Source organism: Desulfitobacterium chlororespirans DSM 11544 (assembly GCF_900143285.1).
GTDB classification, from domain to species: Bacteria; Bacillota; Desulfitobacteriia; order Desulfitobacteriales; family Desulfitobacteriaceae; genus Desulfitobacterium; species Desulfitobacterium chlororespirans.
Genome location: NZ_FRDN01000003.1, coordinates 384,372 through 396,746, shown reverse-complemented (window position 1 = coordinate 396,746; position 12,375 = coordinate 384,372). Strand labels below are relative to the sequence as shown.

Here is a 12,375-nt window from a genome sequence, read left to right as displayed (position 1 = left end):
GGCAAAAAACCAGCGGGGAGATTTTCCGCTGGTTTTCACATACCTCATTTGATTTCCTGCTCCAAATCAGAAAACAGTTCACTGTCAAAAAAGTCCCGGACACTGATACCGAGTCCGTCACACAACTTTTTGATGGTACCTATGCCGGCGTTATAGGTTTTGCCGCTCATAATATCATTGACAGTGGATTGGGTAATGCCTGAAACATTGCTAAGCGCATTGATGCTCAAATGTCTTTCACGGCACAGTTCTTCAAGACGGCGAATCACCGCCTGGGAAATATTCATGCTATCACCCCAAAAAAGAAAACGCTATCCTTATAATTCACAGGATAGCAATTAATATGACAGATAGTTAACGGAATATCGTTGAAATTAATAGGTTGATGACATATACTAACGATATATCGTTAATTGACTGTAACTCTATGGGGAAGTGGGGGAGGCCTACCATGAAAAATGCTCTTCTGAATGAAAAGCTAGAAAGAGAAAGGACGAAGCTCAATAAGCTTGCTGATAAAGCGTGGCGAAGAGGTGTACCGCTCATTCAAGACAAGGAGTTTTTGCTGCAAAATCAAAAGGTGGATGCCTTAGTTTTAAAATATTATGAAAAAAATATAAACCGGCAAGGTAGCGCGGAGAAATCTTTGAACTGAGAGCCCGGCGGCGGTGATTGTTGGACAGAAAGGTGCCCTTGGTTTACAATGAACTGTAATACACTTGCGATCTTGAGACGCTGGGAAATGGGGATGTAGGTTATTAATCGCAAATATACCTTGACCACAATTATAATCGGCAGCATTTTGTGTGCCGTGATGATCCTGTTCTATTTGCTTTCTCTGGATAAAATCAGCGATATTTACATTGGCGAGACTCAGAAAACGGTCTACAGTTTAAAAAAGAGCTTTCTGGCCAACACCGTGGATAACCTGATCGCCATGATTGATCATCGAAGAGAGGCCAGGGCGAAAGCCATGGAGAAATTTGTGAACAGAACGGCGATCGCTATCGATCTGAAAATGGGCCTTGCCGACGCTGAATTCAAAGAGTTCCTGATTTCCTTTTTCAGGGATAACCCGGATTATAGCTTTATGCCTGTCATAGTATGGGATACCAAGGGAGACAAGGTCATTTATGATTCTCAGAATCTGGCGGGATCCACCTGGGAGAGCACTCTTGAGCAGGTAGTTCCCGGTCTGTGCGCCTATAAAGTCCTGACCCATGGGGAGAAAAACATTCTTTTTGGTGTCAGCAAAACCTACATGGAAGAGCTGATTAAGACAGAAATAGCCGATATTATCAGGAACTCAACCTTTGAAGGCAACACCTACATCTGGGTCAATGAGATCCTCAATTACGAAGGGGGGCCCGATTATGCTATCAGGAGGGTTCATCCCAATCTGCTGGAAACGGAGGGCACTTATCTCTCCACGGAGATGAGGGATATTAAAGGCAACCAGCCTTATTTGACCGAGCTTGAGGGGATAAAAAAGGATGGGGAGCTGTATTTTGAGTACTATTTTAAGGAACTGAACAGTGAAAAGGTCTCCCTGAAGCTGACCTATGCCAAACTCTATAAAGATTATGACTGGGTCATCGCCATGGGAGTCTACCAGGATGATATTCAAGCCTATATCAATGAGACCAATGAAAAAAGCCAGTCCCTGGCGTCCCGGCTTACCCTGCTTTTGGTTCTGCTGTTTGTAGCTATTCTTATCCTCAGCTTTTTCCTGATGGTGCTGATTGAGAAGAGGCACTATCGGAAATCGAGAAAACTCCTGGAATCGGAGATGAACCAGGATCCCCTGACCAAGGCCGGCAACCGCAGGAGCGGGACTCAGGAGCTGAATGCGGCCTTTAAGGAGTATCAGGCCAGCGGCTACAGTCCCGGGATTATGATCTATGACCTGGATTCCTTTAAGAGCATCAATGATCAGTATGGGCATTCTGTGGGGGATCTGGTTTTGATCGAGGTCGTCAAGGCTATCAGCGGGATGATCCGGAGTTCGGATAAAATTATCCGCTGGGGCGGGGATGAGTTCGTGGTGATCTTCTACGGGCTCCAGGAGAAAAACGCCTTGGTCTTTGGGGAGAGAATCCTGGACAAGGTGTCCGATCTGAAAATCCTGGCTGCCGAGGGGGAGGAGATCGGGATCACCCTCTCCATCGGATTTTCCTTTTTCAAAGAAACCGATGAGGACTTTGCCGAGGTGCTGAAGCGGGCCGATCAAGCCCTGTATTTATCCAAATCCAAGGGGCGCAATCAGGTCAATATCATCCTTTAGACAAGGATAGGCAGTCAACAGACAAATAATGTGAATTTGGCATGAGAGACCAAAAGCTGGACAAAGTCATTTACTCATGATAAAATACTCAATGTTGAGTAATGGGGGTGAAGAATTGACACGGCTACTTGTACTTGGCATGTTGGACGTTCAGCCAATGTCCGGCTACGATATTCAGCAGGCATTGCAGCTGACAGATGCGGAACGCTGGGGCGGTGTGTTGATTGGTTCTATCTATCATGCGCTGAAAAAAATGGAGCAAGAAGGCTATGTTGCCGTTACCAGCATAGAACAGACAGGGCACCGTCAAAAGGCGGTTTATACAATGACTGAGGCCGGAAAAACCTATCTTCAGGAACTCATTAAAGATGCACTCAAAACGTCTTCCGTACTTTATCCCTCAACCCTTTATTCCGGACTATCCTTTTATGAGAAGCTGGGAAAGGATGAATGTCGGAAAGCCCTGCAACAGCAACGCAACACATTACAAGAAGAGTATGATGCCGTAAAGCAAGGCCTGGCGGCCAAAGACGCAGCCATGGATCATAACATTCCGCCCATGGTCATGCTGGTGATGGATAACATGCTTTCCCTGATCAAGCAGCAGCAGGACTTTGTTGATAAGGCGCTGGAACTTTTAGATGCTGAGAATTAAAACCTCTCCCTCGTCACCGGGGGAGAAAAAAATACTAATATATTCAATGTTGAATAAACAACATTATATAAGAGGAGGTTATGTTTATGAATTTAATTGAGGCGAAAGGTCTACGCAAACGCTTTCGCAACCGCGAAGTTGTGAAAGGGATTGACATGGAGATTCAGCAGGGTGAAATTCTCGCTCTGATCGGCACAAACGGGGCCGACAAATCAACCACCCTGGCCATGCTCCTGGGAATATTGCCAACCGATGCCGGGAAGATCACGCGCTGGAGAGATGATTACCGGGCCCATGTGGGTGTTCAGCTTCAAGCCACCCCTTTTTTTGAGGGTTATACAGCCGAAGAAAATTTGCGGCTGTTTGCGGCATTGTATCATGTAAAGCTTGATAAGAAGCAAATAGACGCAAAATTGGCAGAATGCAATTTGCAGGAGGCCAGAAAAACCCTGGCCTCCCGTTTGTCCGGCGGGCAACAAAAAAGGCTGGCGATTGCTGTCACGACGATCCACAAGCCGGATTTAATCATACTTGACGAACCGGCCTCAGGGCTTGATCCCCGTGCCCGGCAGGAAATAAGAACGATGATTCAGCAACTGGCGAAAAACAAAGTGACTGTGCTTTTTTCTTCTCATGATATGGAGGAAGTATCCCGTATCGCCAACCGGATCATTTTGATGCACGACGGGCGAATCATCGTTCAAGGCCGGCCGGATCGTCTTTTAGAGCAGTATCATGCGGAAAATCTTGATGATTTGTATCTTGAGTTGACGGATACTGTGCCAGGAAAGGAGACACAACTATGAAAACATTATTCAGCCTTACCTTCAAATCGGCAAGCCGGGATCCCTTTTTACTGCTATGGTCGATTTTACTGCCCATCGGGGGCATGGTTGGGTTAGGAATGCTGATAAAATCCCCGGAATATCCCCAGAGCATCGTAACCGGGATGATGGCTGTCAGTATTTTGTTTTACGCTTTCACGACCACCTCTTTTGCCATCCTGGCACAACGCCGGAGAGGTGTCTATCATCTGCTGCGGGTGACGCCCCTGCCCCTTTGGCAATATGTATGCGGCCTATCAGGCGCCTGGACTTTGGTTTCTTTCCTGTGTGCACTGCTTGTATTGCTGTCGGGAGTCTTGGTATTTAAACTGAATGTCTCCCTGCCATCCATCCTGGCGATGGTGCCCATCATTTTGGTGGCAACTCTCAGTTATGTTTTCTTTAGCTTTGTCATTGCCAGTCTGAGCCGGACAGAGAACAATGTCAGTCTTCTGACAAACCTTGTTACTATGCCTCTCTTGTTGAGCAGCAGCGCCTTTTACTCCTTGAATAATGCTCCGGCATTCATTCAAGCCATCAACAGATGGAATCCTTTTCAATGGTTGGTCAATGGTTTGCGCAGTGCTTTTGATTTAGCATGGGCCGACTATTTTGCCTATATGGGCCTGACATCGTTAGTGGCGATGGCAGCGCTGCTGCTGGCCTTGAAAACATTTCGCTATGCCGAGGTTTAAGAAATTTTTGGTTTTCATATACCCTACTTGATTTGCTGCTCTGGATTAGAAAACAGCTCACTGTCAAAAAAGTCCCGAACACTGATGCCGAGTCCGTCACACAACTTTTTTATAGTATGTAAACCGATAAAGGCAGCATCAAGAAACTTGAGGAGATAATTGCAATCTGGGTTTGTCCCAAATACGACCGCGCCGTCGTATTTGGGACAACCTGTATTAAGGAGGCTTTTCACCCCTGGGGGCATGGTTCCATATGCTGAAAGTAAAACAACTAAAGAAAGGATCTGCAGCATATGGATGATTTGACCACAGAGCGGACGCCGCTCTTAATCGCAACTGAAATTAACATGATTAAACAACAGACCGGGAAAATTCTTCTGGCCGGTGCCATTGAGGTCGGCCGCCGTCTGAAGGAAGCCAAGGAGCTGCTTCCCCACGGGGAATGGCTGAAGTGGCTGGAGGAGTCCGTAAGCTACACAGACAGAAGGGCTCAGAAGTTGATGCGTATCTTCGATGCCTATGGGAGTCAGCAGAGCCCTCCTGCCAGTGCGGTTTCTCCGAAGGCCGGTGCTCTTAATTCTATTTCTGCCACCTCTGAGGACCAAATTCAAAAACAGGGGTCCCCTAATCTGAACTATACTCAGGCCCTCCTTCTTCTGGGTGTTCCGGAAGAGGAACGGTTCCAGCTTATGGAGGAGCTGGATCTGGAGAGCATGACCACCCGCGAGCTGGAAAAGGCAATCCAGGAGCGGAAGCAGGCGGCTGCGGAACGGGACCAGGCCTTACAGGCAAATGCAGAGCTCCAGAAAACCGTGGAGGATCGGGATAGTCGGGTTACCCACCTGACCAAGGAGCGGGATGGCCTGAAGGAGAAGAACGAGGAGTTAAGCAGGGAGAAGGCAAAGGATGCGGCAAAAATTGAAAAGTTGAACATGGATCTGGAAGGTCAAAGACAGAGTACTTCTGCCAAGGCTATAGAGAGAATGGGCAATAAACTTGATGCCGCCTATCACAAGGCTAAGGCTAATCGCATCGCTTTTTTATATGAAAGTATGGTGCAGAATTTCCGGGTGCTGTCTTATGAACTGAAAGAATTCGCAGCCAAGGATCCGGAGACCTATGAAGTGTATAGAGATAAGGTCGTGGACTTTTTAACGAAAGGAATGAAGGAGAAACTGTGAGCCGGACAGATGGAATTCTGCTTTAGTTAAATACCTGCTTATACCGGCAAAAGCCAGCGGGAAGCTTGATTGATAAGCTCTTCCGCTGGCTTTTATAGTATCCTATCACAATGACCCCTTTCAGCCAGAACCTTATCTAATATAGTATTGATACACTCCCGGGTAGCCGGCTTGCTTATCACGTGGAGAGGCTGGGCCGTCATGAATTGCTCATGCTCATCATCAGCGGTTACAAACACGATGCCGCATGTTGGCATGGAATCGGACTGTCGTATTCGTTGAGCGGTTTCGAGGCCGGTTAGGTTTTTCATGCTGTTATCAAGAAAAAGGAGGTCAAGAACCAGAGCATGCCTGTTAAGTTCGTTGAGAAGCGCTTCACCACTGTCAAACTGGTGGATATCAAATATAATCCCAGTTTCTTCTTCATATAAACGAATGAAGGCCTGTAATAGCTGGCGACATAAGGATCTGTCGTCGCAAATGCCGATAGTAAGCAATACGTATCTCCTCCCCATACTATTTTAAGGCTTTTAAATTATTTTAGGACAAATGGTCCTAAAAATCAATAGGACTTATCGTCCTAATATATACTTGCTTTGGTGATGCTGATGCGATTAAGAATACGTGATATTCGTGAAGATCATGATCTAACCCAGCAGCAAGTAGCGAAGTACTTAAGATGCGATCAATCTTTGTACTCCAAATATGAGCGAGGAGAGCGTGATGTTCCTCTAAATGTTATGATTAAGCTCGCAAAATTTTATAACACCAGTATTGACTATTTGGTTGGACTTACAGAAAATAAGCGGCCTTATCGATAATCAAGGAAACTGCCTAAAGAGGAAAACAGCGGCGGCATCAAGCCCCGCTGTTTTCCTTATTTATTAGTCACTGAAGATTGGTTACCGAAGGTGGATTTATAAAGAGTTCTTATAAATCTGGATAATATCTTCCAGCTTGGCTAGGCGCGGGTTGGTCAGACTGCAGGCATCTTTCATGGCATTGACGGCCATGGTTTGCAGATCCTCTTCTTTTACGCCCAGCTCAGTGAGTCCGCTGGGTATGCTGATGTCCTGGGATAAGGCTGTCATTGCCGTCAAAGCCTTTTCTGCGGCATCCCTGGCTGATAAATTCTTTACTTCCTCACCCAGAGCTTCGGCAATGTCTACGAAGCGCTCAAGGTTTCCAATCAGATTAAAGCGGGATACACGAGGTAAAAGGATGGCGTTGCAAACACCATGGGGCAGATTATAGAAGCCGCCTAACTGATGAGCCATAGCGTGAACATAACCTAAGCTGGCATTGTTAAAGGCCATACCGGCCAGGAATTGGGCATAGGCCATTTGGTTCCGGGCTTCAAAATCCTGGCCGTTGGCAACAGCACGGCGAAGGTACTTGCTGATGAGCTTAATCGCCATCAAGGCAGCTGAATCAGTAATAGGGGTAGCGGCAGTGGAGACGTAGGCTTCAACAGCGTGAGTCAGGGCATCCATACCGGTGGCGGCGGTCAGAGGGGCAGGCTTTCCAATCATCAATAAGGGGTCATTGATGGAGACGTTGGGGGTAGCATGCCAGTCCACAATAGCCATTTTAATATGGCGGTCTGTATCGGTAATAATACAGAACCGGGTCATCTCACTGGCTGTTCCTGCCGTAGTGTTGACAGCAATCATCGGTACCATGGGTTTTGCGGATTTATCCACTCCTTCAAAATCACGGATATTGCCGCCGTTTCCGGCAACCAAACCCACACCTTTGGCACAGTCGTGAGCAGACCCTCCTCCCAGTGATACAATCATATTGCAGTTTTCTTTTTCAAACACGGCCACGCCATCATGAACATTTTTATCGGTAGGATTGGGTTCCGCTCCAGGATAGATGACAACCTTTACGCCCTCAGCTTCAATAATCTCCGCGACCTGTTGGGCCAGTCCGCTCTGATTAAGGAAAGCATCTGTCACTAGAAGAGCTGTTTTGCCTCCCAGGATTTTTGCCTGTTTTCCAGCCTCCTTGGCGGCACCCGCCCCCATAAGATTGACGGTTGGCATGTAATAGCCATAGACTTGATGCACGATAGACATAGTGTATCCTCCTTGCATTTTAGTTCCCTTTCGGGATAGTTGACTTACTACAATGCAATTTACATGCCATCCGAAGCGGAGGGGAAGGGAATATATTGAATAGGCTTAATATTCAGAAATGTATGCTTGCCTCTTTGGCGTGAGAGTGCTGTTGGGCTGGTAATTTATAAAATTTCTGCTCCATTCCTGCACATTGAGCATCGACAAGTGCTCTATATTGGCACACAGGGTTATTTAGCGACAAGGTTGTTCCAGTTGCTGGGATGTGCTATTCTAATTATATAGTTGTACTTTTCGGATTTGTTTGAATATTTTATTTTAGGAGAGGGTTCACTTATGAATGTCCATTGGCGAAAATTTCTCAAAGGCGAACTTATTGAGAACGGAATCGCTCCAATGATCTACCGTTCCTGGCAACGGAGCGTAGGCTACAATGTCAATCATACTGAAATCTCTCAAAATATGATCTTAACTACCTCTCAATTACGTGAATTAAAGGACGCTCAGGAAGATATCATCCGCGCCGCTGAATCTGTGCTGCCCCACCTGGGCAAGCTGTTGCAAAGTGCCAACTACACTGTCTTATTAGGTGAAAAAAAAGGCTTCATTTTAGAAGCATTGGGAGATGGTCCGTTTCTGACCAAAGCGCAAAAGATTCATCTTTCTCCCGGGGCGAATTGGCGGGAAGATATCAAAGGGACTAATGCCATAGGAACAGCACTCACTGAGGATTGTCCCATCATAGTCTCCGGCTGTGAGCACTTTGTCCAGGAAAATCATTTCATGTCCTGTTGGGCGGCGCCTATTCATGATCTACGGGGAGAAATTGTTGGGTTTATCGATATAAGCGGTGAAACGGGAAATCATCAGGAGCAGATCATCGGGATTGCCATTTTAGGGGCAAGGCTGATAGAGCAAAATTTGCGCACCTTAGATATTGAGCGTCAGCTTAAATTCTATCGTGAAGGGGCAAAGCTGGCTATCGATCTGCTTAAGGAAGGATTCATTTCCATAGACCGGTTTGGCATAGTTACCAATATCAGCCCCAGTGGGGCATCCCTGATCGGACGCCAGCGCAACGATATTATTGGCAAGCCTGTTGCAGAGGTATTCAGTGCTCCCAAAGGCTGGATGGTTAATAATCAAGCGCTGGATCTTCATTTGAAAAATCAGTCCGGTCATGAGATCGTCTCATCCTGGCGGCGGGTTGCCGATGAGTCGGGAGACTTCCTCGGAGCATTTGGAACGGTGCAGCTCACTGAGCCGCAAACCGCGGGTCCTGTTTGGGTTGGGAGCAGTCCCAGCTCTCAACAGGTTATGGAGCGTGTTTATAAGGCGGCGGCCGCTCCCTCTTCTCTTCTTATTCAAGGGGAAAGCGGGACCGGAAAGGAAATTGTTGCCCGTATGATCCATGACTTCAGCTCCTTCAGAGAGGGTCCCTTTGTAGCTCTTAACTGCGCAGCACTGCCCAGTTCTCTTTTGGAGAGTGAATTATTTGGTTATGCTGACGGAGCTTTTACCGGTTCGCGCCGGGGCGGTCAACCGGGCAAATTTGAATTAGCTCACCAGGGAACGATTTTCCTGGACGAGATTGGCGACATGCCTTTGACGGCACAAGTTGCTCTGCTCCGCGTACTTCAAGAAAAGGAAGTCACCCGAATCGGAGGGACAAAACCACACAAGGTAAATGTTCGGATCATTGCCGCCACCCATAAAGATTTAAAATCTTTGGTCGAGGCCAAGATGTTCCGTTTGGATCTGTACTACCGGCTCAAAGTTATCACGATTGAACTTCCGCCCCTTCGGGAACGGCTGGAGGACATTAGGGACCTGGTTCCCTACTTTATTCAAAAATCCTGCACTCTGAATCAGTTTGCCTGTTTCGGAATCGAGGACAATGTCTATCCCTACCTTTACGCCTACTCCTGGCCGGGAAATGTCCGCGAATTGGAAAACTGCATCGAAAGCATGATTGCCATGGCCGATTCTCATGTCTTAACGGTTGACGATTTACCCTGGGAGCTCAGGCAAACCCCTGACTCCAAAAGGATAGAGAGTCCATCCCTTCTCGATCAGCAAACTAAACAAACGATTTTAGCTGCCCTTGCTCAGACTCAGGGGAAAATTGCTCCGGCAGCGCGGCTGTTAGGAATAGGCCGAAATACTCTGTATAGGAAAATAAAAGAGTTTGATATAAGTGTTCTTTGATTTACCATTCATTAATGATCAAGAAAAACCGAGGCTCGCCTCGGTTTTTCTTGATCATTAAACATAAGGAAAATGTCGCAACATGAAAATTTTGTCACAATTTAGGACTGATTTACCTCGATGGAGGGGACTTCTACCCTTAAATAATGGGAATTTCTTGGATTGGCACGATTATTGCAACTTTATAAAGAATAGCCGCAATTACAGTGTAAATAATTGCTCAGAATAAGGTTATGCAAGTAACCAAAAGGGAGAGATCAGGTGTTGAAAAGTCTGGCTACAAAATTTGTGTTCTTGATCAGTATTCTTCTCATCATCGTTTGTGGAAGCCTTGGGTTCGTCAGCAATCATTTTTCTTCTCAAGCGGTACTCAAAGAGGTCAATCAATCGTTGGAGATAGTTTCCCGGGAGACGGCGCTGGAACTGAAGAATGACCTGGAAAGACAGCTTGGTTTATTGGAACTCCTCGCCAACCTGGAGGCGATTAAGGACCCGGAAGTGCCCGCGGAAGAAAAAGTAAGGGTTTTGAAAAGTGAAATCCAACGGGCAGGATATATAGATTTGGGGATTGCGGACTTAGCAGGAAACTTAATCAATGGTCAGGGAGTGGCCGGGGTCAATATCGCCGATCAGGACTACTTCAAGGAAGCCATAGCCGGCAAAGCCGTAGCCTCCGATCCCAAAACAAGCAAGGTTGACGACTCCGTAATTACTGCTTATGCGGTCCCCGTCAAACATGACAGCCAAATCATCGGCGCTTTAATTGCCACCCGTGACGGCTATGAGCTGTCCAGGTTTACCCAGTCTATAGAACTGGGCGGATCCAGAGCTATTTTCGTGATCAACGGTCAGGGGACGGCCATTGCCAATGCGGACCTTGAAAAGGTTAAGACCATGGACAATATTTTCAAGAATGCTGAAAAAAACCCCGGACTGGCTGATTTTGCAGCATTGCAAAAGAAAATGGTCGCTGGGGAAGGCGGTGTGGGTTCATATACTTACGGAGGGATAAAAAAATATACAGGATACGCTCCTGTGGAGGGAACAACCTGGTCATTAGCCGTAACTGCTCCACAGAAGGAAGTTATGGCTGGGGTCGATAATCTGAGAAAAATTCTGATTATCTGTTCCTTTGCCTTCTTTCTGATCGGGATCGTTGCCGCTTATGGATTCACCCGCACTATCGTCGGCCCCCTCAACCAGTTAGTGGTTAAAATTCAGGAAGTGGCCAAAGGAAATCTGGCCGTAAAAGATGTGGAAGTCAAGAGCAGAGATGAAGTGGGCCTTGTAGGGGACGCCCTGAACACCATGCTGGGGAGTCTGCGGGACTTGGTAAACACTGCCGGCGATCTGGCCGAACAGGTGGCCGCGTCCTCTCAGGAACTGACCACAGGTGCGGAGCAGCAGGCCAAAGCGGCCAGTGAAGTGGCCAACACCATAACCAATTTAGCCTTGGGGGCGGAAAATCAGGAAAAAAGCGTGGATGAAATAACCGCCTCCGTCGAAGAAAGCTCAGCCACCATAGAACAATTGGCGGTCAACAGCAACAGAGTTGCCCAACAAACAAAGGAAGCGGCGACGGCTTCTTCTCAAGGACAGAAATCGGCGCTGCGGGCTGTGGAACAAATGAAGAATATAGGCGAAGTCTCTGTGAAGGTTCAGAGCGCCGTGGACCGCCTGGCTGTCAGTTCCCAGGAAATCAGTGAAATCAATGATGTGATTTCGGGAATAGCGGAACAAACCAATCTGCTGGCTTTGAATGCGGCTATTGAAGCCGCCAGAGCGGGGGAGCAGGGCCGGGGATTTGCCGTAGTGGCCGAAGAAGTGCGCAAACTGGCCGAACAGTCTCAGGCCGCAGCGAAGCAGATTGCCCAGCGTATCACTCTGAATCAGTCCCATATTACGGAGGCGGTGACGGCGATTGAATTAAGCAGTGAAGATATTCAATCGGGAATAGAAGTGGTCAATACCGCCGGGGGCGCTTTTGAAGCTATCGATACTCTGATGAGCATGGTATCAAGCCAGGTCGCAGAGATTTCAACCGCCATCCAGCAGCTGGCCCAAGGGAGCCAGGGCATCGTTCAAGCCGTCCGCAGTCTGGAGAGCATTACCAAAGAGAATATGGACACCTCCCAAACAGTATCTGCCGCCACCGAAGAGCAGACAGCATCCATCGAGGAAATCGCCGCTTCCAGTCAGAACCTGGCTGCCATGGCGGAAAGTCTGCAGGTAAGTCTCAGCAAATTTACGGTTTAAAACGTTGAGCAAGGAACATTCAAACTACTCATTCCCATCACCTGTATGCCTAAGAAGGGGAGCGCTGGTATAAAATTCTGATTGTCGAAGACGATGCCACCATTGCGGAGGCCGTCCGCAAACGTATCCAGTCCTGCTAAAGAAAAATTAGCCTGCCGCAAAACGTTTAACGTCGAGAGGCAGGCTTTTTG

12 protein-coding genes are annotated in these 12,375 nt (G+C 47.4%); 9 read left to right on the top strand and 3 right to left on the bottom strand.

Features of this window, described 5'->3' with window-relative positions:
• Positions 1–44: 44 nt before the first annotated feature.
• Positions 45–287, bottom strand: a complete 243-nt coding sequence (locus BUA14_RS01720) for a helix-turn-helix domain-containing protein (protein ID WP_072770990.1) — start codon at positions 285–287, stop codon at positions 45–47.
• Between the two features lie 164 nt (positions 288–451).
• Here BUA14_RS01720 and BUA14_RS01715 point away from each other — a divergent pair, with 164 nt between their 5' ends.
• From BUA14_RS01715 to BUA14_RS01685, 6 genes are all read left to right on the top strand, one after another.
• Positions 452–655: a hypothetical protein gene (locus BUA14_RS01715; RefSeq protein ID WP_072770989.1), complete on the top strand. Its 204-nt coding sequence runs from the start codon at positions 452–454 to the stop codon at positions 653–655.
• 120 nt (positions 656–775) lie between these two features.
• The gene (locus tag BUA14_RS01710) at positions 776–2,284 is read left to right on the top strand and encodes a sensor domain-containing diguanylate cyclase (protein ID WP_242954521.1); all 1,509 of its coding nucleotides are present in this window, start codon (positions 776–778) and stop codon (positions 2,282–2,284) included.
• A 115-nt stretch (positions 2,285–2,399) separates the two neighbouring features.
• Positions 2,400–2,939 (top strand): PadR family transcriptional regulator, encoded by a 540-nt coding sequence (locus BUA14_RS01705; RefSeq protein WP_072770988.1) that lies wholly within the window; start codon positions 2,400–2,402, stop codon positions 2,937–2,939.
• 86 nt (positions 2,940–3,025) lie between these two features.
• The gene (locus BUA14_RS01700; RefSeq protein ID WP_072770987.1) at positions 3,026–3,745 is read left to right on the top strand and encodes an ABC transporter ATP-binding protein; all 720 of its coding nucleotides are present in this window, start codon (positions 3,026–3,028) and stop codon (positions 3,743–3,745) included.
• Positions 3,742–4,458 carry an ABC transporter permease gene (locus BUA14_RS01695; RefSeq protein WP_072770986.1) on the top strand — a complete coding sequence of 239 codons (717 nt, stop codon included), beginning with the start codon at positions 3,742–3,744 and terminating at the stop codon, positions 4,456–4,458. Before BUA14_RS01700 ends, BUA14_RS01695 begins: the two co-directional genes overlap by 4 nt.
• A 293-nt stretch (positions 4,459–4,751) precedes the next feature.
• Positions 4,752–5,639: a DUF3102 domain-containing protein gene (locus tag BUA14_RS01685; protein ID WP_072770985.1), complete on the top strand. Its 888-nt coding sequence runs from the start codon at positions 4,752–4,754 to the stop codon at positions 5,637–5,639.
• Between the two features lie 92 nt (positions 5,640–5,731).
• Here BUA14_RS01685 and BUA14_RS01680 read toward each other — a convergent pair whose 3' ends face one another.
• A complete protein-coding gene (locus BUA14_RS01680) occupies positions 5,732–6,136 on the bottom strand; it encodes a LytR/AlgR family response regulator transcription factor (protein ID WP_072770984.1) in 405 nt (134 codons plus the stop codon).
• Between the two features lie 111 nt (positions 6,137–6,247).
• Here BUA14_RS01680 and BUA14_RS01675 point away from each other — a divergent pair, with 111 nt between their 5' ends.
• Positions 6,248–6,460, top strand: coding sequence for a helix-turn-helix domain-containing protein (locus tag BUA14_RS01675; protein ID WP_178371606.1), 213 nt, complete (start codon positions 6,248–6,250; stop codon positions 6,458–6,460).
• 96 nt (positions 6,461–6,556) lie between these two features.
• Here the strand turns inward: BUA14_RS01675 and BUA14_RS01670 are convergent, their stop codons facing one another.
• Positions 6,557–7,720, bottom strand: coding sequence for an iron-containing alcohol dehydrogenase (locus BUA14_RS01670; protein WP_072770982.1), 1,164 nt, complete (start codon positions 7,718–7,720; stop codon positions 6,557–6,559).
• A gap of 336 nt (positions 7,721–8,056) precedes the next feature.
• Between BUA14_RS01670 and BUA14_RS01665 the strand changes: the two genes are divergently transcribed.
• Together BUA14_RS01665 and BUA14_RS01660 are read left to right on the top strand one after the other, a co-directional pair.
• Positions 8,057–9,928 (top strand): sigma-54-dependent Fis family transcriptional regulator, encoded by a 1,872-nt coding sequence (locus BUA14_RS01665; RefSeq protein ID WP_072770981.1) that lies wholly within the window; start codon positions 8,057–8,059, stop codon positions 9,926–9,928.
• A 261-nt stretch (positions 9,929–10,189) separates the two neighbouring features.
• Complete coding sequence (locus BUA14_RS01660) at positions 10,190–12,184, top strand: methyl-accepting chemotaxis protein (protein ID WP_072770980.1); 1,995 nt, start codon at positions 10,190–10,192, stop codon at positions 12,182–12,184.
• The last annotated feature ends 191 nt before the right edge of the window (positions 12,185–12,375 follow it).